General features: G+C 67.9%; 17 protein-coding genes. 4 read left to right on the forward strand and 13 right to left on the reverse strand.

Annotated features, from left to right (window positions below; all coding sequences use genetic code 11):
* Positions 1–399: 399 nt before the first annotated feature.
* From fxlM to ACTMTJ_RS26565, 11 genes are all read right to left on the reverse strand, one after another.
* A complete protein-coding gene (gene fxlM / locus ACTMTJ_RS26515) occupies positions 400–1,608 on the reverse strand; it encodes a methyltransferase, FxLD system (RefSeq protein ID WP_441220516.1) in 1,209 nt (402 codons plus the stop codon).
* 39 nt (positions 1,609–1,647) lie between these two features.
* Entirely contained in the window at positions 1,648–2,667 is a 1,020-nt protein-coding gene (locus ACTMTJ_RS26520) for a lanthionine synthetase C family protein (RefSeq protein WP_441220518.1), read from the reverse strand.
* 132 nt (positions 2,668–2,799) lie between these two features.
* Entirely contained in the window at positions 2,800–5,838 is a 3,039-nt protein-coding gene (locus tag ACTMTJ_RS26525; protein ID WP_441220571.1) for a lantibiotic dehydratase, read from the reverse strand.
* 89 nt (positions 5,839–5,927) lie between these two features.
* Positions 5,928–6,113, reverse strand: coding sequence for an FxLD family lanthipeptide (locus ACTMTJ_RS26530; RefSeq protein WP_441220520.1), 186 nt, complete (start codon positions 6,111–6,113; stop codon positions 5,928–5,930).
* 163 nt (positions 6,114–6,276) lie between these two features.
* Positions 6,277–6,483, reverse strand: a complete 207-nt coding sequence (locus tag ACTMTJ_RS26535) for a hypothetical protein (RefSeq protein ID WP_441220522.1) — start codon at positions 6,481–6,483, stop codon at positions 6,277–6,279.
* Positions 6,480–6,836 carry a Scr1 family TA system antitoxin-like transcriptional regulator gene (locus ACTMTJ_RS26540; RefSeq protein WP_441220524.1) on the reverse strand — a complete coding sequence of 119 codons (357 nt, stop codon included), beginning with the start codon at positions 6,834–6,836 and terminating at the stop codon, positions 6,480–6,482. Before ACTMTJ_RS26540 ends, ACTMTJ_RS26535 begins: the two co-directional genes overlap by 4 nt.
* Positions 6,794–7,408, reverse strand: a complete 615-nt coding sequence (locus tag ACTMTJ_RS26545) for a Scr1 family TA system antitoxin-like transcriptional regulator (RefSeq protein ID WP_441220526.1) — start codon at positions 7,406–7,408, stop codon at positions 6,794–6,796. The genes ACTMTJ_RS26540 and ACTMTJ_RS26545 overlap by 43 nt, the downstream gene beginning before the upstream one ends.
* Before the next feature lie 16 nt (positions 7,409–7,424).
* A complete protein-coding gene (locus tag ACTMTJ_RS26550) occupies positions 7,425–8,333 on the reverse strand; it encodes a helix-turn-helix domain-containing protein (RefSeq protein WP_441220528.1) in 909 nt (302 codons plus the stop codon).
* Positions 8,334–8,485: 152 nt separating this feature from the next.
* Positions 8,486–9,664, reverse strand: a complete 1,179-nt coding sequence (locus ACTMTJ_RS26555; protein WP_441220530.1) for a helix-turn-helix domain-containing protein — start codon at positions 9,662–9,664, stop codon at positions 8,486–8,488.
* Between the two features lie 15 nt (positions 9,665–9,679).
* Complete coding sequence (locus ACTMTJ_RS26560) at positions 9,680–10,324, reverse strand: flavoprotein (protein WP_441220532.1); 645 nt, start codon at positions 10,322–10,324, stop codon at positions 9,680–9,682.
* Between the two features lie 320 nt (positions 10,325–10,644).
* Positions 10,645–11,598: a competence protein CoiA family protein gene (locus ACTMTJ_RS26565; protein WP_441220534.1), complete on the reverse strand. Its 954-nt coding sequence runs from the start codon at positions 11,596–11,598 to the stop codon at positions 10,645–10,647.
* Positions 11,599–12,103: 505 nt separating this feature from the next.
* Between ACTMTJ_RS26565 and ACTMTJ_RS26570 the strand changes: the two genes are divergently transcribed.
* Genes ACTMTJ_RS26570 through ACTMTJ_RS26585 form a run of 4 tightly spaced genes read left to right on the forward strand, consistent with a single transcriptional unit; the run spans position 12,104 to position 18,169 of the window.
* Positions 12,104–13,396, forward strand: a complete 1,293-nt coding sequence (locus tag ACTMTJ_RS26570) for a hypothetical protein (protein ID WP_441220535.1) — start codon at positions 12,104–12,106, stop codon at positions 13,394–13,396.
* On the forward strand, positions 13,383–14,024 hold the full coding sequence (locus ACTMTJ_RS26575) for a hypothetical protein (protein WP_441220537.1): 642 nt from the start codon (positions 13,383–13,385) through the stop codon (positions 14,022–14,024). The genes ACTMTJ_RS26570 and ACTMTJ_RS26575 overlap by 14 nt, the downstream gene beginning before the upstream one ends.
* Positions 14,011–16,866, forward strand: coding sequence for a hypothetical protein (locus tag ACTMTJ_RS26580; protein WP_441220539.1), 2,856 nt, complete (start codon positions 14,011–14,013; stop codon positions 16,864–16,866). The genes ACTMTJ_RS26575 and ACTMTJ_RS26580 overlap by 14 nt, the downstream gene beginning before the upstream one ends.
* A 10-nt stretch (positions 16,867–16,876) precedes the next feature.
* Positions 16,877–18,169, forward strand: a complete 1,293-nt coding sequence (locus tag ACTMTJ_RS26585) for a Wadjet anti-phage system protein JetD domain-containing protein (protein ID WP_441220540.1) — start codon at positions 16,877–16,879, stop codon at positions 18,167–18,169.
* Positions 18,170–18,301: 132 nt separating this feature from the next.
* On the opposite strand, the gene ACTMTJ_RS26590 is transcribed toward ACTMTJ_RS26585, so the two are convergent.
* A complete protein-coding gene (locus tag ACTMTJ_RS26590) occupies positions 18,302–19,738 on the reverse strand; it encodes a relaxase/mobilization nuclease domain-containing protein (RefSeq protein WP_441220544.1) in 1,437 nt (478 codons plus the stop codon).
* Between the two features lie 41 nt (positions 19,739–19,779).
* A complete protein-coding gene (locus tag ACTMTJ_RS26595) occupies positions 19,780–20,097 on the reverse strand; it encodes a hypothetical protein (protein ID WP_441220546.1) in 318 nt (105 codons plus the stop codon).
* Positions 20,098–21,239: the final 1,142 nt, after the last annotated feature.

Below are 21,239 nucleotides of genomic sequence, written 5' to 3' on the forward strand. Positions count from 1 at the left end.
CCGTCGACCTGCCGGGCGGATACGGTCTCACCTTCGGCGCCAACCCCACCCGGCCGATCAGGATCGATCCGGGGCGGAACTGTTTCTGAGCTGGAGCAACGGGTTCTACGCCCCGGATCAGCACGGCACGCTTGCCACACTCGATGCGAGTACGCCGACCTACGCGGACTGCGTCGCGAGTACGCGGTTCACCTCGTCGGTCATCTTCCCCAAGCCAGGAACGGCATTCTGCTACCTGGGGCACGACCTCGTCGCCTGTATCAAGGTCACCAATTCCCTGCTCGGGAATTACGACACCCTGGCCATCACGGTGTGGCAGGCGTCGCCGCCGCCGAATGGCCCGTGATGGGCCGGACCGTCCTGCGGCGGACGGCATTGGCGCCGTTCCGCGCCGCTCGGTCAGACGTCGATATTGCGAAGGACTAGGGTTACGTTGGGCTTGGAGATGGCCTTGCCATCTAGCGCGTCGGGTACGGGTGTGCCGGTCGGGTAGGCGAGCAGCTGGGGATCAGCGGTGCGGTTGCGATCCCAATTGTCGATCTGGTTGATGATGCGCTCAGCGAGTTGCTCACCGCTCCAGCCGTGACCGACGGCACCGAGCTGCCATCGTTCAGAGGTCTCGGTGCGACGGATCGTGAAGTAGGCCAGCGAGTTGCCATCGACGAGGGCGGGGCTGCGGCTGGCGATCGCTGGCGTGCACAGGCCGGTGGTGACGGCTCTCTGGTCTGCTTCGATGCGGACCGTGTCGTCGTGTGTCGCGGTGAGGTGGAGCCAGATGCGGTCGAGGGATTCGTTGGCGTCGACGGTGGCGCCGGCCCACACGGTGGTCTTCTCGCGTGTCAGGACGCCTTGGAGCGCTTTGACATCGACTGCTTGGTCGATGTCGTAGTGGATGGTGACCAGGCCGTCGGTGTCGATGGTGGTGTTCTGCTCGCCCGGTTGGCCGAGCATGGGGATGAAGCCGCAGAGGTAGACCCAGTCGGATTCGAAGTGGGTGTCGCGTTTGACGAACGCGACCGCGCGGGTGGTGCCGCGCCATCGGAGCGGGAGGACGAGCCGACCGCCGGGTACGAGTTGGTCCCACCATGCTGGTGGGATGTCCCAGGCGCCGACAGTGACGATGATGCGGTCGTACGGGCCGTGCTCGGGTGCACCGTGCGCCCCGTCCCCCGTGAGCACCATGACGCGTTCGAAGCCAGTGGCGTCGAGGTTGCGCCGGGCCGCTGCCGTGACGTCAGGGTCGATGTCGATCGTGGTGACCGTGCCGTCGGCGCCGGCGAGAGTGACCAGGAGGGCGGCGTTGTAGCCGGTGCCGGCGCCGATTTCGAGGATCCGGTGGCCGGGTTGGACGTCGAGGGCGTTGAGCATGGCGGCGACGACGGTGGGGCCGGAGGCGCAGCTGAGGTGGGTGCCGTCGGGGAAGGTGTGGGTGATGACGGCTTGTTCGGCGTAGGCGTCGGCTATCGGTGCGTCGGGGACGTACCGGTGTCGCTCAACGTGGCGCAGGGCGGCCTCCACCGAAGGCGTGAGGCGCTGGTTGGCCAGGATGCGGTCGACCATCCGCTCGCGCAGGACTTCGGGGCTGGTGCCGGTGGTGGTGTCGTTCATCGGTTCCTTCGCCTAGTCGAGTGTTGGGGGGTGGCCTGGTCAGCTGACCAGGAGGCAGGTATCCCACCGCGGCCTGGTGGATGCCACAGCCGCGTCGATGAGTGCGACACCGGTAGCTCCCGCCAACAGGCCATCGTCGGTTGGCGCGCTGTGGCGGCGAAGGTAGTCGCACATCCGGCTTGCGGCGGTCTCTGCGGCGTTCGCGAGGTCGCGGCTGCCGGTGTCCGCGGCGGCGCAGCGGGCGGTGTGAACGAGGCCGGCCCAGCCGTGGCACAGGCCCGGGTCGGTGATCTGGGCGAGTTGGCGGTCGTCGGTGAGGCAGCCGATGAGGGCGTGCTCGGCGAGCTCGGCCAGCTGCCAGTCGTTGGTGGCGATGGCGGCGAGGTGTTGAGCGCGGGCGATGCCGGGTGTGCCGTAGCACCAGGAGGGCCGGTGCGGGGCGCCGTGGGCGGTGGTGCGTGCGGCCAGGTCGTCTCGGCCGATCACGTCCGGCCACCACGGGTTCCGGTCGGGACCGGTGCGCCACTGGTCGAGCCAGGCGCAGATGGTGTGGATGGCGTCTTGGTGTCCGAGGACGATGATTCCGCGCCGCATCGTTACTGACAGTAGCGCCAAGGGTCCGGCGATGCCGTGTGCCATGCCGAACCCGGTATGGCCGCCGTGCCAGCGTGGGGACTGGCGCCGGTCCGGGCTCCCTGTCGCCCACCATCCGGGCAGGGTCCGAGTGTCGACCCGGATGGGTCGTGTGAGCCGGACCAGATAGGCGAGGATCTCGCGGAGCAGCGGGTGGTCGTGGTGGCGGTGTATTAGGTATGCGCCGAGGCCGGTCAGCCCGTTGATCAGGTCGTACTCGCTCGCGCGGGCGAGGCGTGCTGCGTCGATTCGTTGGAGCGCTGCGTCGAGGCGCTGCGCGACGAGCGTGCGGATCGCGGCGTCGAGGGTGGCCAGGCCGGTTTGGTAGGACGGTTGGCCGGCGTGGTGGAGGGCGTAGGCGACGGCGGGCGCGCCGCGGAACAGGTTGCTCACTTCGGGGTGGGCGTGTACGGGTTCGCGAGTCATCGCGATGGCGAGGCGGTGTACTGGTTCCCGTCCGGCCAGGCCGGCGCGGGCGCGTTCGGCATGGAGTAGGGGCGATCCCGGGTGCGCCGTCGGCGAGTGACTGGGTCCACTCGTTCGTAGTGACGGTGGTGCTCATGACGGGCTGACACCGGTGTGGGCGCGGCGGGTGAGGGCGATCTGCCGGGCCATACGGCGGCAGCGGGCTTCGTCGGCGCGGTCGATGAGCCGGGCCCGGTTGTGGTGCGTGTGCAGCAGCGAGGACAGGACGTGATCGGTGAAGGCGTTGTCTGGCAACTCTGGGCGGTAGGCGGCGAGAGCAGCCCGGCGGGCCTGCCACGCCTCGGCGACCAGGATGGGCATGTCGCTGCCGTCCGGAAGCGTCCGGCGTGTGGCCCAGATCGCCGCGTGGTCGGCGATAGCCCGGTCGACCGGAGGGCCGCTCTCGGCGGCGAAGTGTTCCAGGAGCCAGCCGGTAGCAGCGTCCGGGCTGGTGTGGAAGCCGTCAGCGATGTCGACCATGCCGATCGCGGCCACCGCCATCGGATGTATCAGCCGCAGCGGGAGAAGTCGCATGGCGGCAGCGACCGCGCGGGAGTCCGCGACGAAGACCGCTTCGGCGGCGTCCATCGCCGGGCCGGGGCCGTAGCGGCCGATCTCGGGATAGTAGGGCGCCAACGTCAGGTGCGACACCGCGCTGGCTTCAACGAGCTGCTGGGCCCAGTGCCCGACGGCCATCGCGGCGGCGGCGTGATCGTTTGCGTTGTTGACGCGGATGCGCAGGCGTAGATGGTCGGTCTCGCGCATGCCTCGGTAGCGGGCGAACCAGTACGGAGGATCACCGTCGAGCATGGCGAGCAGGCGGGGCACGTGGACACGAACGAGTTCGTCGAGGCTTTCCGGGTGGGTGAACACCTTGGCGTACAACCAGGACGGTCCCGACCTAGTGAGAAGGTGAGCGCCGGCCGCGTTGGTAACCAGCGGCAGCGGACCGGCGACCGGGTTCGGGGCCGGTGGCGTGGCGCGGGCGAACGGCAGGACGATCTCGTGCACGTGCCCACCGATCCAGCCACAGTCATCGGTGGTTTCGGACTCGGTCAGCCGTGCGTGGCCGTGTCTATCGAGGTGTTCGCGGAGCACAATGGCGTGGGCGGCGATGGTGAGGTCCAGCCGGAGCGAGCGGTGGTCGTCGTGGAGTTCCACCACGTCGGGGCATCGCCAACGCTGCCGCCAGCCGGCCAGCGCTTCATCCCACGAGCCAGCCTGAGAAAGGGCGGCGGCGGTGATGTGCCACGTCGCGCGTGAGAGGATCGCCCGCCGGTAGCGCACCCGGGGGAGGAACGGCAGCCGTGCGGCGGCCGGTCCCCAGTCGAACTCGGTGTAGCGGGCAAGGAAGCCGCTGCCCATGGTGGCCAGGAGCCGGGCCAGCGGCGGCGCCTGTTTCTCCAAGGCGAGGGCGTGGAAGACCTGCGGCTCGACCACGCGGCGGCGGGAGATGCTGACCAGGTGCAGGCCGTCCGCGACGGCGACGATACCGAGGTCACCTGACCCGATGACGCTCGCGTCGCCGCCGACGCGGTGCTCACCCAGCGGCAGCACGTGCGGCAGGTAGGCCGGGAGGCGGGCGACGTTCTCCGAGTACGGAAACAATGGCGGGAACGACATCTGCGCCGCCAAGGCCCCGGCGGTCGCGGTCGGGGTTGCGGCGAAGATGGCGGCCATGCCGGCTTGGGCGACGGTCGGTTCGAACCGGGAGGTGAGCGTGCCGAACGTCTGGGCCGGATGGACGGTGAACGTGTAGTCGCCGGCCCGCAGCGCCTCCACGCTGCTGGCATGGATGCGGGCGCCGAGTTCGACATGGGCGGGGATCCAGCGCGGGTTGACCGGTTCGGCGGCGGTGATCGCGGTGATGAGCTCGTCGGTGAGGACGACCTCACGACGCCCGTCGGTGACCGCTTCCCAGGCCAGCCGCAGAAGCTGTTCATCGCGGCGGCTGACCCGCTCGTCGGGTGCGGTAAGCGTGCTGGCCGGGTAGCTGGCCGGCCAGCCGATCCCCGCGTCTGGGTGCACGGCCTCCGTGACCGGGACAACCGCGCCGGTGCCGTAGCGGTCACAGAACCGTTGACACCAGTCGTTCCACGCCGGGTCCGGGCGGGGCTGGCGGGTCAGCCGCAGCAGCGCGGTCACTGCGGACGCCATCTCCTCGACCAAACCGGTGGGGGTGGTGACCTGGCAGTCCAGGTGCAGGTCGTCGGCGAGCGCCGTCCGCCCAGCCGAAGACAGCTGCCGCATCCGTTCCGCGACGGCGGCCCGCAGTTGCGGCAGTTCGTCCTGGCGGGTCTCGGTCGCGTTGTGCGCGTGGATGATCCGGCGGGTCTCGCGGAGCTCCCCAACCATGTCGCCCGCCGGTGTCGCAGTTGTGCGTGAGATCGCGTCGACGAGGTACGCCAGTGGGTCCGGGACGGTCATCGGCGCCCGTAAGTTCGTGACGAGCACGCCGTTGGCGACGAGCTGACTGAGTGTAGCGTCTATAGTGGACGGTCGCGCGCCGGGGAACGCCTCGGCGACCTTGGCCCACAAGACCTGCCACGCGATCGGCGTGGCGGCGGCCTCCCGGACCAGCCGCACGACCGCGGTGTTGCGCATCGTCGCCCGTCCTGGCCCGCGTGGCACCTCGATCCGACCGCCGCGGAATACCACCAGGTCCGAGAAGACGACTTCCAGATCCCGCAGGACTGCCGGGTCGGCTTCCAGCCGTTCGATCACCGCGTCGAGCCATAGCGTGTCCGCCCGCACCAGCAGCCGGTGCTGCGCACCCCACGACGCGTGCGGTTCTCCGCCGACCTCGACCGGGGCGACACCGGCGAACATGCCGAACGGTGTTGGGCGGCCCACCGCGCGCAGCAGATACCGCAGCCCCGACAACGTCGCCCGCCGCACCCGCCGAGTCTGCGTCACGGTCCCATCGAGAACCGCCTCGACCTCGCCGGCGAACGGGCCGCTGGCGTACCGGACCGCCTCGGCGAAGCCTGGCAGCGCCCACACCTTACGCAGCCACAACCGGCACGAGCCTGGATCGGACAAGACCGGCCACCGCTTCGGCGCCTGCGACAACGGCAGCACCGCCGCCCGGAGCATCGCACCGCCCGCATGCCGATACAGCGGCGCATGCATGTCGCCCACGACTCACCTCCTCCCGTTCGTGCGGCCATGTGGTGGTCACGGGCCGACGGCGGCCGGCCCGCGACCGGTTGGTCATCTGGTCAGCTGCTCGCGCACGACGATGCGCACGTGGCGGCGCAGTTGTCGCTGGTGTCGCAGCGACGCACCGTGTAGCCGTCACCGGTGTCGAGCGTCACCTGGACGTCCAGCTCGAAATCGAGCAGTGCGTCGGGCTCGGCGAGGTCGGCCCGGTCCAGGACCGCGCCACTGATGGTTCCCGGGGTCATCTGATCGCTCCTTCGACAGGGTGGATGTGGCCACCTGGACCCGCACGGTCCAGGAGATCGCGGTTCCTGCCGCTCGGCCGGTGGAAGGGTCTGCCGCCGCCCGTGGGGTGGCTCCTGCCAGGGAGTGCGGGCACAGGCGGCGGCAGACCCGGTCTTCGTGCCGTCAGCCGGTCGGCTGCGCGCCGGGCAACGGGCTGCGGTGGGTCAGGCCGGCGAAGAACGCCTGATACACGTGCACGAGATCGTCTGCGAGTTCCTCGCACTGGGCCTGGTCGATCGGGATGTTGTTGCGGTCGGCGTAGGCCGCGATCCGCTGCGCCGCCACGGTGACGACCGCCTTGGCAGCGTCCGAGTTGACCGGGAGCATCACGCCGTTGCCTCCTGCACGGTCGAACCGGCCGCTCGGCTGCCGCCGGATAGGTCGTCGGCCGCCTCCTGGAAAATCTCGACGGAACGGACCGGTTCCAGGGCGGTCTCCTTGAGCTTGGCGAATATGTCCACGTAGCGGTCAGCGTCCGTGGCTTCCACGGCGAGACGTCCGGTGAGGTGGTCGACCAGCGCGACCGGCGGGTACGGGCGCGGCGGCATGCAGACGGTGAACGCGCCGTCCAGGCCGGGGTGCCAGCCGGTCCGGTCGGGCAGAACCCGGATGTCCACGTGCGGTCGCTCCACGGTGCGGGTCAAGAACTCGAGCTGCTGGTGCAGTACCGCCCGGCCGCCCACGATCCGGGCAGCACCTGCTCCTCCAGCAGGATGGTCAACCGGGTGCGCGGCGGGTCGTCCAACTGCTGCTGCCGGCCGATCAGCCGGGCGACGATCTGATCGACCTGCCGCCCGTCCTGAACCGTCTGCCGGACGATGGTCTCGGCGTAGTCGCGGGTCTGCACCACCTCCGGGACCAGGAGTGGGGCGTAGATACACAGCTCCTCGGCCTTGGCCTGCAACCACCAGGGATCGATCGGCAGCAATCCCTTCCCGTTCGTGGGCAAGAGGCTGTCGTAGCGGCTCGTGACCGGCTGCCACTGGTTGATCTGCCACGCCGACTGCGACAGCTCGATCAGCTGCGACCGCTTGAGTTCGTCGTAGACGCCATAGACGTCGAGCAGGGCGATGACGTGGTCGCGGCGGAACGGCCACTCCGCCCGCTCGTAGCGGGCGAGAGTGGAGAATTCGACGCCGAGGTGCGCCGCGATGTACTTCAGTGTCAGCCCTCGGTCCTCCCGCAGCTTACGCATCTGCTCGCCCAGGTATTGGGCGCGGATGGTCTGGATGAACTGTTCCCGTTTGGTCGGCACGGTCGTGCCCCTCTCCTTAACTGTTCGATTCGATGGGTAGGTCGATGGCGAGGCCGCCGATCAACGCCGCCGACTCGACCTGCGTGGTGGCGGCGTCCCAGAGCCGGTCGAACATCCCCGCATACACCTCGGCCACCGCACCCTCATGGATGGCCACGCCACGGACGTGGCCGGCGCAAGCCACCCGCCGCGAATAGGGCTCAGGCAGCTCGAACAGCGTGAACCAGCCATCCGCCCAAGGCACGTAGCTGGCCTCGTCCGGTAGGACCCGGACTTGGATGCGGTCGCTGCGGCGCAGCTTGGTTAGGTATCCGAGCTGGCCGGGCAGTGTGCGGGCGGCGCCGCCGACCGGTCGGCGGAGTACGGATTCGGCGAGCACCGCGCGGACGTCGGTTACTCGGCCGTTCTCCACGGTCTCCTGCCGGTCCCGGTAGGTCTGTACCCACCAGCCCACCTGCATGTCCGAGATGTCCTTCACCTCACAGCGGATGACCGCCTCCACGTACTCCGGCGTCCGCAGCAGCGGCGGCATCAGCACTGGTCCGTAGCAGCAGATCCGGTGCGCGACCGACTCCAGCCACAGGTAGTCCAACATGGACACGTCCAGGTCGGGTCCGGCGAAGTCGTCCTGCCACCGCGGTAGCCGGAACACCTGACGCGCCAGCCCTAGCAGGTGATCACGCTCGACCCGGTCGTGGATCCCGTACACGTCCAACAGCGCGGCTACCTTGTCGAACACGAACACCTGCCGCCCGTGCTCATGAGCCGCGAGATCGGCGAACTGCACACCCAGGACGTTGGCGACGTACTTCAGTGTCAGCCCACGATCCTCACGCAGCTCACGCAACCCGCGACCCAGCCACCGCGACCGCAGCGACGACTCGTCACGATCACGACGCGATGGCACGCTTACCTCCGTGCTCACGATCGGCTTCTCGTGCCGCACGATTTAGCGCAGGCATGTCAAAGCCTCCTCACCCGGGGACAACTGGGCACCGCGAGCCGACAGTTAGCTGTCGGCTCCGTGCCAAGAAGGAAGCTAGGCGAATTGCGCGGGAATTTGATTACCTGTGGTAATCAGACTGTGCCCAGCCGCGTCGCAAGATCCTGCAAATCCCGGCCCCCGGCGGCCTTGCGTGCACGCCGCAACATCGCGCCGACCGTTTCCCGAACCGGCGGTGACAGCCGGACCCGTTGCGGCGCGATCGACTCGGCACGCAGCAGATACGTCAGCGCTTCCCGGTCATGCCTCTTCGTCTGAGCCAGCGCCCTGCCGAGGTCCGCGAAGTAGGTCGCCTTACGTGCGCGGGCGCCGATATGGCTGACATTAACGTCGGCGAGCTTCAGTGCTCGACCGCCGTCGCCCAACTCGGCGTAGACACCAGCACGCCAAATCTTGGCGTTGGTCGGGCCGAACCACATCTGCGCGAAGTTACCTTCACCAGTCCTGGCCGCGACTTGATCCGCCTCATTAAGGTGGGCGTACGCGTTGGAGCTATCGCCAGACACGGCTGAGAACAACGCGGCGGTGAAATGAAGCATCCCATAGACCTGCGCCGCCGCACCGTCGCCTGACGACGGCTCGAGTTGCGCGATCGCTCTTGGCAACCGGCGCGCGGCGAGGTCCTTGCTCTCCGGCGGGAGCGAATGGACCATCGCGAACTCAGCCACACCGAGCCACGCCGGGTCGCCCAACCGGCTAGCAGTCCGGGAAGCCTGGCCGGAGGCCAGCAGGGCGAGATCGGGATAGCCCAGGTACTTGGCCGCGAACGTCGCGGCGTACGTGGTCCAGGAGAGCAGCCGCAGCGCCGCGGGCTCGTCGCCGAACGAGTAGAGGTCGCGCAGCAGATCAGGCAGCATCGGGACGAGCTGATCGTATCGACAGGCGTTGTGAAGGTCCGCTGCCACCGCAGTCGCCTGGCGCAGCTCGTCGATCGACCGCCGCGGCTCGCGACGATCGTCGAGCGCCAGAGCCAGCAGTGCTGCCCGGACTGAGGGGACGGCACCAGCCGCGGCGGTGTGCTCGATGGTCTGCGGATCGTAAGGCTGGCCGGTCAGGTCAGCGACCGACACCTGTAGAGCTCCGGCGAGGGCAACCTGCAAGCTGCGTTTGTCGACCGCCTTTGTGCCGGCTTCGATCTGCGCGATATACCCCTGACTGACACCGGCGAGCCCCGCCAGTTGGCGTTGGCTGAGGCTTCGCTTCAGCCGCCAATGCCGGACCCGAATTCCGATGTGGTCACCGCGCACGGCCATCCCCGCCTCAAATCCCTATCCATCGCTACCTGAAAGTCGCGCGGCCACCTGCTCGCGAACGTCCTTCAGATGAGCCAGGAGTGCGTCCCACGGAAACAGCTCAGCGGCCGATGGACCCATGTCCGGCGTCGGCAAAGGATAGACCTCAGGATCGAAGATCAACGTCACACCCCACTCCCGAAGTGATCGAACGCTGGCCCGAAAGGCTGGGTGCCTCGCGAGGGCGACGTTTGGCGTCGGCACCGCCACAATTGGCAGCCCCAGCCCAATCGCCTCATTCAAAATCCCAAGCGCCAGGGTGTCGCTGCTACCGCCAGCGAGCTTGTTGATCGTATTGAAGGTCGCCGGTGCGACGGCGAGCGCGTCCGGGCGTGGCAGCACATCCGGCTCATCCGGCTGCTTGTAGTCATACCGCACGACGTGTCCCGTGATCTCCGCTAACACAGGGGCGTCGACGAACTTCCGCCCGGACGGCGTGACGATGACACACACCTCCCAGCCGTCCTGCTGCAACGTGGGGATATAGCTGGGCAGGTCGCCGGCGGGACGCCCGCCACAAGCGACGACATACAGAACCGGCTTGCGCACCAACCCATCATGGCGGACGGTCAGCCGTGCTGCACCAACGCCTTCCGGTCGGTGGCCACCGACGATGTCCACGACGCGATCCAGCTGGCAGCAGCGTTCGCCCGACTCTGATCGATGTCCCCCGGTCCGGCCCCTCCCACGCGGTCGCCGACGAGACGCTGCGCTGGACGCTGCTGCAGAGATTTACAGTCGCTGTGGGATCTGGCAACGTGGATGATTCCGCCACCGGGCGGACAGCCGCCCGGCGGGTGACGGCTGTCCGCGCGGCCACCCTGGACAAATCCTAGACAACACGCGCCATAGAGACCGCTATGACAATTTGGGCGATTTGTATGGCGCCAGATGGGGCGGGTGTAGCGCATATGGCGTCGGGCGCGCTGATCGAGCGAGTGTCAATAGCAGTCGATGCGTATTGTCGATCGCCTGCCCTGCGCAAGGGATGCGGCCGGTATGGGTGGGTCGAGGCAGACGGTGGCAGGGGTCTGCCGGCCGGAGGTGCCGGGGTCGCGCCGGGCGGCTTCCGGTACGGCTTCCGCACGACGCAAGTTGCGCTCACTGTCGAGCAGCGCTGCAACGTCGATGGGCAGCAGGATGCCCTCCGTATCGAGGCGAAACTGGGTCAGTGGCCGGAACGCGAAAGCGATGTCGTCGCCGGGGCATGGCGGGTGGTGCCAGTCGTAGACACCGGGGTCGGCCGCAAGGTACCAATCCTGGCCCGCGCGGTGGGGCGCGCCGTACCCGATAGCCAGTCGTGCCGCATCGACATCGAGCTTCCAGAGGGGCAGGCCCTCGCGCAGCACGATCCGCGGGTCGTGCCTGATGCTGGGATGCCACAGCCAGACGTCGGCGATGCCGCGGTCTGTGTAGGCATGATGGCGGGCCACCCAGTCCGGGTCGGGTAGGAGTTGGTGCTGGAGTTCGACCGCGAGCTGGGCGCCGCCGGTGAACGTGACCATCACGTCGGCGCGGCGGCTGCCGTCGACGAGCCAATGCTCGGACTGAACGGCCTGGATATTTGGTAGGGCTGCGGCCCAGCGGGCGACGAGGTGCTTGCCCGCGCTGTGCCAGAGGGTTTCGGGACGGTGTCCGCCCGCCGGAGCCATACCGGGTGGATGGGCAAAGTGCGCGCGACGGACGCCCTGGTGGCGACCGCGGACGACGAGCGGAACTATGGTGCCGGCCGGGGTCTGGTCACCGATATAGCAGTGATGGCAGATCAGGGTGGCGTCACCGCGTCGGAAACTCTTCGCGTGCCACACGGACAGTGGCGCGTCGTCGATGTGCACTTCTTTGCCGGTGGCCAGGTCGAGCCCGACAACCAGCAGGTCGGAGGCGGTCGTGGTCATGAGGAGCTCCTTCGTCAGGAACGGCGGGTACTACCGGATCGCCCACTGGCCATGCGCAGGGGCAAGCGACGGCAGACGTCAAGCTGGAGATAGCGCGGAAAGCGAAGAAGTCCTGAGATTCAGAGAGGCCGCAGGTGATTGGTCAGTCGACGCGGATCGTGGTGGCGTCGGTGATAATCGTTGTTCGTCGGTGCGGCGAATATCGAGATTTGTAAGTCCGTGCCGAGCCTCGGCATCGACGATTATAGCTCGCCGGCCGGCACTCACGTCTGCCAGGATCGTGTTGCGCCAGCGCGGCGCCCCGGCACGCACTCGCGTTGACACCGCGGCACAGTCAGTACGGCATGGCCGTCGGTGCCGGCCTCACCGCCGTCTACGTTTAACTGTCCAGTTGCACCATGTGTGCTGGATGCGGGATCCGCGACCTCACGAGACGCCATGGGGCCCGGAACGGTGGTGCTTCCTGCCCATGGTTCACGCACCGTTCAGCCGCTATCGTCAATGCGTGATCGATGGACCTCGGGTCGACCCGGATGGCTACGGGCAGGATCGCAGTGCAGATAGTTGGACGCCGACGCTGCTTATCCATGAAGATCTCACACCACTGCCCGTTGTCGATCAAGCATTGCCAATTATCGGACTGTTTGCCCGTCTGGTGGGGCGGGGGCCGCTTGCCCGGTACCGGGTTGCGATTCTGCGTGAGCTGGCGACGCAGCCACGGGCTCGACTGTCGATCCGGGTGATACAGGACTGCGTTGCGTGGATGGATCCGCTGTCCGTGTCGCGGCTGGTTCAAGATTTGCGTACCGCCGAACTGCTGTCCTACGACAGCCGCACCAGCGTCTATCAGCTCACTCGCGAAGCGAGGGTTGTGGCCGCGGTGTGCGGTGCGCTCACCACAACCGGCGTGGACTACAGCCGGATCATCAAGGTCTTGTCCGCCACGATGCGGCTGGCGGAAGCGATGAACGCGCCGTCGCAGATGGCCTACGAGGCGTTCCTCAACGCCATTGCGGTCCTTGAACTCGATTATGAGGAGCTACGCGGTCTGCTGAACGACTTCTCCGAAGAGGCGCTGCTGGAAGCGGCGCGTATGGCCGGGACACACGTCCAGGACATGCAAACGCTGCTTGAGGAGCAGCAAGACATGTTCGCGCGGTTCCAGGGTGATCCTCTTTTCCTGGAGCACGATCAACGGGCGCATGACGTCATCGCGAGCGTCGGGCGGCTTGCTGACGAGGTCGTCACGCACTTGTCCCGCCGCGCTGACCTGCGTCTTCGTGGGACGCTACGGGTGGATCGCCAAGATCTGCGTAAGGCCATCGAAGAAACCGGCGTGGAGGAGCTTGCCGACTTGGTGAGAGACAGCGCCCGCAGTCCGGTCTTCCTGTCAGCCGTCAACACGGTCGCGGCATTCACCGCCTTGGACGATTACCTTGGGCGGATCCGGGAGCGTCCGCTGCCGCCTCCCCCGCCGAGCGCACTGTCGATTCGTGCTCCGTTGACCGTCGGCGACAACCCCGTCGACCGAGCGGTCAGCGCGCTGGAACGGTTGGCCGCATCCGGCAGCGCGCTGCTGTCCGACTGGGTGGTGGACAACGGCTGGGACGAGGCCCTGCGACGCAACGTCCAGGCCGTCGAGGCGTGGTCGAGGCACGGACCGAGCGGCGACGGCACTCTCCGCGCCGTACTGGACGCCAGAACCGACCTTCTACGGTTGGACATGTTCGATGTCGGCTGGATGTCGGCGACCTGGGTAAGAAGCCCTTCGGCTGGAGCCGCCGATGACGCCGACTGAGATCAGCGGCGCCCTTCTCGTGGCCATGCTGCCCGCCCGTGAGGTGCCAGAACTTCGCGACGACGACGTACGCCAGGAGGTAGAACTTCGGCTCAGCGAGGTCGGCTGCGAGCTGATCTATTCTCACCATTTCGACTGCTGGACCGCCCGCTTGTCACGCGCGCTGCCGGACATCAATCTCAACAACTCGCCGCAGGCACTCGACACGAAGGACCTTGCGGTGCTCGCGGTCTGCTGGCTGCATCTGCGGTTCCTGCCTATGGAGAACTCACGCCTGCCTCTCGACGAGGATGGACTGTTCCCGGAGGAGGACACCGTCGTCGAGGTTCCCCTCGATCAAGCCGACATCATCGGTCAGCTTCCCACGCTTCACCCACGGTCCATCGAGATCTCCATAACGAAGCTGAAGCGAACCCGGTTCCTCGTCCAACGCGACGGTCAGCTGCTTGCGGGGCCAATGATGGACGCGTTGGATGAGGTCCGCGCCAGCGAGCAGGCGCGCCGGCTGCTGCTGCGACACCAGAGGCTGCTGCGCGCGCAGCGCGCAACAGGTGGAGCCGACAGCGAAGCGGGCGAGGAGGCCACTGGTACGACGGTCGACGGCGGGAGTGACGATGCCGCAGATTGAGGAGGCGCAGTTCGTCTACTGGGGCTCGATGCGGCCGGACATCATTCCACTCGCCGCGCCCGGGATCACGATGGCCGTAGGTCCGAACGGCTCCGGGAAGAGCTGCTGGCTCGACGGCTTGAAGATCATCCTCGGCGTGAGCGACCTGTCCGGACACCGCACGCCGGGAAGCTACATCTTCAACGGCAAGCCTTCCGGCGTACCAGCCGACCAAGCATGGCTGCGGGCAACCTTCGCCAACCCGAGGCACCCCGGGCAGTCGCACCGCGTGTTTGCCGTTGCCGGACCCGGACTCGACGTCGAACACGTGACCGTGGTCTGCCGCGTACGGGGCGACAAACGTCAGTACCTTTTCCTGCCCGGCCGCGTGACGTGGGGCGCCGACGTCAACGCCGAACTCGATGACCTCATGGAGCGCTACCCGGAGAGCAAGTGGAAAGGCCCGGACCAGTACGACACCATTCTCACCCGAGCGGGGGTCACCAAAGCCCTCCGGGGAGTCCTGGCCCTGCCGCAAGGCGCGACCGACCGGCTCGTTGCCGAGCGCCCCAGCGGGCTGATGAAGCGGCTGCTCGACTTGACCGGACGGCAAGAGACTCTGGAAAAGTTCCGGCTGGCCAAGGTGAAACACGACGAAGCCGTCATCGCGCACCGTGACGCCAAGCGGCGATACGAGCAGAAGCAGATCGACGTCGAACGCCTCGGGATTCAGCTGAGTCAGCATCGCGCCTGGATGCGTGACAGGACGAGGCTCACCGAGATCGACGAGGTTCTACTACCCGCAGCACGCCATTTCGAAGCCGACAACGACCTGGACGCAATCAAGAGGGAGATCAAGTCCAAGGAGGCCGACCAAGCGCGGCTGCACCAGGAAGCGGAGGAGTTGCAGCGCGAGCACCGCACAGCTGAACAAGACCTGGCCCTGCTGACCCAGCAGCTTCCGGGTGTCACGCGATGCCGCAAGGCGCTGGAAGGTGATCTCTCCGAGGCCAACACCATGTACGGACAGGCCCGCGAACGCTTCGCCCGCGCTTGGGATGAGCTGCGCTCCGCACGGGCGGCAACCGGAGGGCTCACCGTCCCGGACGTCGATGCACAAGTCGTCGAAGCCGAGGCCGAACTGGCCGCGGCTCTCCATGCGCGCCAGGATGCCGGTGGAGATCATGAACGCAGCCACGCGGATGGCGAACGCATCCGCCGGGGCGGAACCCTGGCACCGCCTGCGGTACGCGCCTTCCTCGACCAACTACGGGCAATCGGCGTGAGCGCGTCGACCGTCGGTGATCTTCTTGAAGCCACCGCGGACGACGACGCCCATGCCGAGCACATGCAAGCCGCACTCGGTGACACCATCTGGGGCATCCTCGTGCCCGACGGCCAGTACCGGTCCGCATGCCAGCAGGCGATTGACGCGGCCTACACCTGGCCCATCATCCGCCGCGGCACGGGCGCACCGCTCGACATCCTCACGACCGCCGCGCCGCCCGAGTTACACGGCCTCCTCGCACACCTCGACGCGACAGCGGCCGCCAACATGGACGAGGTCGGGCATTTGAACGCGAATGGCACCCCTGCAACTACCACTAACGGCATGCGGCATGGCCCTGTGGTCTCCCGGCTCACCCCCGTACGCGATCCGGTGCTTCATCCCGACGCCCGCGCCCGCACGATGGCGCAACTCGAAAATGCCGCCGACCAGGCGCGGCGACAATCCGACGAGATCGACGCCGCGGTACCGTCGCTACGCTATCGCCTGAGCCAGGCATACGCACTGTCTGAAACGGTCCGTGGACTCGAATCAACAAGACTCGACTTTCGAGTCGCCTGCGGCGACCTAGCACGCATCAGGCTCGGACGCAACATGATCGGAAACGAACTCACAAGGGTCGGCCGGCAGGAGCGCGAACTGCTCGGGCGGATCGAACGCGACAAGGCCGAAGTCAACAAGCTGGCCGAGAAGGCCAAGGCCAGGAAGAGCGAGGGTGAGCAAGCCGTCACCGAGTTGGAGGTGCTCAACAAGAAACGAGTCGCATGTGAGATCGACCTTGCCGATCATCCGCTTCCGCCACAGTACACAGGCACTGAGACGGCCCGGCTGAAGCCGGCGGAGCTTCAACTCGAACGCGACCGGCTCGCCCTCGACGTGGCGGACACCGCACGGTACCCGCTCGACGTTCGCGATCCGATCATCGTGAGCCAGCACGAGGCAGAAAAGGACCGTCTGGTTAGTGTCGAAGAACTCATCACGGACAAGAGCGGAGAGATGGAGAAGCGGGCCAGGCTCGTCCAAAGCGCCCGCGCAAGCTACGACGAGCATATTCGCGCTGTGGTCCGGGAATTACGTGCCCGGTTCATCGAGATCTGCCAGATCGCTGGAATCGTCGGGGATATTCGACTCGTTCCCGGAGATGTCCCCGACGAATATGGCGTTGACGTCCTGGTGGCACACAAAGCAGGCGAGAACCCCGTCTCATACCAAGACGACAGCCACTCCGGAGGCCAAGGGACCAAGATCTCGATTCTGCTGCTGCTCGCAGCCATGAGTTTGGGGCGCACCGCGGACCTCCTGATCGTCGACGAGCACAAGGCACACTTGGACGGAACCAACAACAGCCAGATCATCGAAATCATGCGGAATCTCGGAACCAAGGTGCAGTTCGTGCTGAGTGCCCCGACCAACGCCAAAGACACCGACGAAGAAGCGGACTGGTGTGACGTGCAAGTAAGTTTCCTGCCGCGAGAGCCAGGCGCGGCGTTCAGCCCGCCCGTCCGGTTGATGTCCCGGCTTGGCGCCGGTCAACTCGAAGAACGATTCCGATCACTACAACAGCCACTCATTTAGGGCCACACGAATGGCACGTTCGAGCGACACCGAAGGCGTCCGGATCGGCCGCAAGTACGCCCACGGCCGACGCATCCATCCGGTAGCAGCCACCGAAGAGGCGCACACGGTCATCTCCCGCCTCGACCCGGCCGCCGCCACTGCTGCCCGCGCCCTGCTGCGACGCGCACTGCCCACTGAATCGATCACCGGCGTATTCGTTCGCCCGGAAGAGGAGCAGGTGGCGGCGATACTCGCCACGTGTGGGGTGCTACGGCTGGAGGAGAAGGTCGAAGGCACCGCGGCGCTCTACCACTGGCGAGCCTACCGGGCACAGATCGCGGACGGCCGTCGCGACGAGGTCCGCCACACGCTCGGCAAGCTCGAACCCGATCACGCGCGGCACACCCTCCTCGCCGCGATCTTCTCAACCAACGAACTAGCCGACGAGCACGCCCGCCTCTCCGCGGCGCCCCACGGCAGTCCGCTCCGTGTACCAGAGGGCACACGTGCTCGAACGACGAAATGGTCCGTCTACGACGCAGCCCTGCGCGCAGCGGCTGGCTGGTACCGCGCCACCGCCAACGACGAGAGACTCTCCGCCCGCGAACTGGCAGCCAAAGAACTCGGCTGGTCCAAAGCCTGGACCGACGCGCGCATCGCGGCCTTTGAACGCATCATCGGCGTGCCCTTCGACCAAGCGGTAGAGACTGCGGAGCCGGAGGTCCGGCTCCGCGGGCCGCTACGGTGGACAGGCGACGACGTCATCGTGGACGCCTCCGCAGCACGTCCATGGGTCGCGATCCCAGCCCGCAGCGCACAACAGTTCGGCACCCTCGACTACTCGGACATCCACGGAGTCCTGATCGTCGAGAACCTCGACACGTTCGAAGCGATATGCCGCCACTCCGACGTTCCCGACACCTGGCTGTGCCTTTGGGGGCATGGCTACGTCAACAACAGCCTGGTAAGCCTCGTCAAGCTCATCGACAAACCCACTGTCTGCTGGTCTGACCTGGACGCGCACGGCGTCGCGATCGTCGGAGATGTCCAGGCCCGCTCCGGCGTCGCGGTCACGCCGATCTTCATGACCGTCGAACTACACGCGGCCTCGGCATTCCTGGAACAAGACGAAGAACAACGCGCCCTCGCCTCACGCCTGGCCACCAACGGACATCCGATGCTGAGAGACTTGGCCGCACAGGTGGCCAGAACCGGAGTTGGCCGTGAGCAGGAGACGATGCACCACCTAATCCCGAAGCTTGAGCATCACCTTGCACAGGTCGCAGCACCGGCGAATGCGGGAACCGACGCCGTACCCTGACCCGGGTGGAAACTGATCCATGGTGGAGCCTGTCCGAGTTGAACGCCGGGGCACCCGATCACTATCACGACTCAACCGTTAGAACCTCGCGGGCGGCCCCCATGTAGCGGTCCGAGTCTCGGCTGTGGTGGGTCAGCGTTGCCGGGCGCGGCGCTCGGCCGACAACAGGTCCGCTACCAGCGGCCGAACCATAGGCAGGTCCACCGTGGCTGGTGCTGCCGGCTCGAACCGCGGCCGGTAGGTGCGAAGCTGCTCAGCGGCGCGGCGGGCGTCGCGGGCCTGATCCAGTCGGTCCTGTGCCTGGCGCAAGTCGGCCAGGCTCTCCGCCAACGCGGCGAGGGTGTAGATCAGGTGCAGGGCGGCCGTAGTGTCCTGGTCCCGGGATACCGCGCCTAAGACGGCGATGAGCCGGGCCATGCTGCGCAGGTGTCCTGCCTGCCAGACCCGGCGTGACGGCACCCGGCCGCATAGGTCATGGGCGGCGCGGTCGAACCAGTCGGCCGCGTCGGTCAGCGGCCCACCCGCCTCGCCTTCCCACGCCCGTGCGGTGGCAGTCAGCAGGTCGGCGGCGGCGTACGCGATGGCTGAGGCGAGGCCGGAAATCGGCGCCGCGCGCATCGCGGCGGCGGCGTCCCGCACCGTCTCGGCCGCGCGGCGGGACACTTGCGGCGGGATCATCCCGGTCGCGGCGAGCCGCGCCGCGTTCCCGCCTCGCGGTGGTGTCCCGGCCCACCGGGACCGCAGTCGTGGCAACGTCAGGTCCGGGGCGAGGCGGCCCCCGCCGTACCACACCGTGGTACCGACCGCGGTGACATGCGCGTCCAACCCGACCGCGTACCCGATTACCCGCCCCGGGTCACGCGCACTGCACCGAAGCCTGACCAGCACGCCCGCCTGCTGGAGCCGGGCGAAGAAATCCACCTCGTCCGTGGCGATGGCGGCCACCTCGCGCACTCGACGACGCAGCACCTCACGCGGCGCCACCGTGGGCCCCGCCCGCTCGCCTGGCCTGGCGCTGCCAGTCTTGGCGTCCAGTCGGGCGGCCTTGTTCAGCTCGGCCGAGCTGGGCCATCGGCGCGACCCGGCACCGGCAGGCGCCACCCGGTACAGCCCATAGCGCTCCTCCAGGTCCCGGCACGCGGCCTGCGCCTTGCGCTTGTCGTAGCTGATCCACGCGGTGCGCCGGTCCTGGCGCACCGTCGTGGCCACCACGTGCACATGGTCCGGAGCGTGGCGCACCGCGAGCCACCGCACCGCCCGGGTATCGCCGTACGGGGCCAACCCTACGGCGGCCATCACCTCACCGGCGATGTGCGCCCACTGCGCATCCGTCAGTATCCGGTCGGTGGGGTGTGTACGGATTGAACAGTGCCACACCGGGCGGGCCGGCGGCTTCCACCCCACCGCGACCGGCTGCTCCAACAGCTCCGTCAGCCGGCGTACATCCCGGCGGCCGGCCGCGTCGGTCGGCGGCTCTAGCTCGGCTAGGCTGCCCGCCCCGTCCCACGCCGCGATCAGGTGCGCGTCGGTGTGCTCCTCCCGGCGGCCCGGCCCGAACAGGTACCGCAACAGGCCACCGACGTTCCGGCCGCGTGAGTGGACTGCGGGTATCACTGGACCCGCCGGTGCAACGCCGCGATCACCTCATCCACGGCACCGAGGGTCCGCCCGCACATCGTCACCACGGTGCACAGCCATACAGGCGCCTGCCCGCTGCTGTTGAACGCGGCAACGGCCTGGTTGAGGTTCGTGCCGACCCGGTTCACGGCCGTGCGCAGGTCGAACAGCTCCACCTGCACCCCGGCTAGGGCCTCGAACTCCAGCCGCTCGGGCTCGACCGTGGCCGTCTCGCCCCGCGCGGCGGCCAGCGCCGCCACGGCGCAGAACCCGGTCGGGGTCAACCCGGCCCGGCGGGCGGCGGCAGCCACCTCCGCGTGCTCAGCGACGGTGAAACTCGGGCTTATCCGCAACGTGCGGCCCGGGAACTCGTGCCGGCGATCACGGCCAGCCCGCTGACGCGGGACGCGAGCCCACTCGCCGTGCGCCTGCCCGTCCACAACCGACCGTCCCTCCCGGCGAACTGTTCGCCGCTAAGGGAATCGTCGGCGCTGGGGGTTAGCGGAACCGTTGCCGTAACGCGCTACGGGTGCCCCGCCGCACGACGGTGGCCCGCCAACAACACCTGCTGACCGCGCTCGGTCGGCACGTGTTGTTGCAAGACCCTTCAACTTGCTCACCCAAGATCAACTACGCGCGGGCGCTACGGGTTAGCGGTCGGGGTCCGGGCACGGCACGCTCGACGTGGCTGCGGGCACCTCGAACTCGCGCGGGCGCACGGGCGGCAGATGCGCTTGGCTCCGATTCGGCTGTACCGGCCAAGACACGTAACGGCCCATGTCGGCGGGAATCTGGTCACCCGAACCGGTCGGCTCGCGGCACTCGGTGCCGGGCGGCTCCACCAGGTCCACCTTGAGACCGCGCCGGCGGCCGAGCCGGCCCAGCCGGGATGAATGCCGCCCGGCTGTTCCGAGGCCAGCGTGCCGGAACGGCCCGCCCGTTCCGGGTGGGCCGTTCCACCCATGCCGCCGGAATGCCGGCACCCTCCGGAACGGACCGGGCGTCCTGCCGCACGCGATGGGGTAGAACGGCGGAACGGCGCGGCGTGCGCTTCCTGGTTCCGCTTCCAGTTCCGCTCGCCAAGCGAACGGAAGTGGAAGCGTACGGCGCCCGGGTCGGCCTATGGCGGCGGCTGGTAGCGCTGCCGGCGCGCCGTTACCACGGTGGCGTTACCCGTAGCGCTCCCGGATACGCGAAGAGCCAGTGACCTGCGGCGCTAATGGGTCCGCTAACCCTGTAGCGGTCGCTCGACCGCTGCCAGCTCTGGCCGTTCCGGGGGCCGCTTCGGCGCTTGCGGACGGGGCCGGTGTCAACTGGCACCCCTCCGGGCCGCCGGCCGGAACCGTCCGGCCATTCCGACGGCCGTTCCGCGTGCCCCGCCGGGCGTTCCGGAACGGCCCGGCTTCCGCTTCCTGGTTCCGTTCCGCACGGCCAGCCCGGCGGTGCGGAAGCG

Origin of the sequence: Phytohabitans sp. LJ34, from assembly GCF_052068095.1 — a bacterium.
GTDB lineage: Bacteria > Actinomycetota > Actinomycetes > Mycobacteriales > Micromonosporaceae > Phytohabitans.

What these genes read in the sequence shown, in the direction of transcription:
- fxlM (WP_441220516.1), bottom strand. Translation starts at nt 1,608, where the DNA reads ATGAACGACACCACCACCGGCACCAGCCCCGAAGTCCTGCGCGAGCGG.
- ACTMTJ_RS26520 (WP_441220518.1), bottom strand. Translation starts at nt 2,667, where the DNA reads ATGACTCGCGAACCCGTACACGCCCACCCCGAAGTGAGCAACCTGTTC.
- ACTMTJ_RS26525 (WP_441220571.1), bottom strand. Translation starts at nt 5,838, where the DNA reads ATGCATGCGCCGCTGTATCGGCATGCGGGCGGTGCGATGCTCCGGGCG.
- ACTMTJ_RS26530 (WP_441220520.1), bottom strand. Translation starts at nt 6,113, where the DNA reads ATGACCCCGGGAACCATCAGTGGCGCGGTCCTGGACCGGGCCGACCTC.
- ACTMTJ_RS26555 (WP_441220530.1), bottom strand. Translation starts at nt 9,664, where the DNA reads ATGGCCGTGCGCGGTGACCACATCGGAATTCGGGTCCGGCATTGGCGG.
- ACTMTJ_RS26565 (WP_441220534.1), bottom strand. Translation starts at nt 11,598, where the DNA reads ATGACCACGACCGCCTCCGACCTGCTGGTTGTCGGGCTCGACCTGGCC.
- ACTMTJ_RS26575 (WP_441220537.1), top strand. Translation starts at nt 13,383, where the DNA reads ATGACGCCGACTGAGATCAGCGGCGCCCTTCTCGTGGCCATGCTGCCC.
- ACTMTJ_RS26580 (WP_441220539.1), top strand. Translation starts at nt 14,011, where the DNA reads ATGCCGCAGATTGAGGAGGCGCAGTTCGTCTACTGGGGCTCGATGCGG.
- ACTMTJ_RS26585 (WP_441220540.1), top strand. Translation starts at nt 16,877, where the DNA reads ATGGCACGTTCGAGCGACACCGAAGGCGTCCGGATCGGCCGCAAGTAC.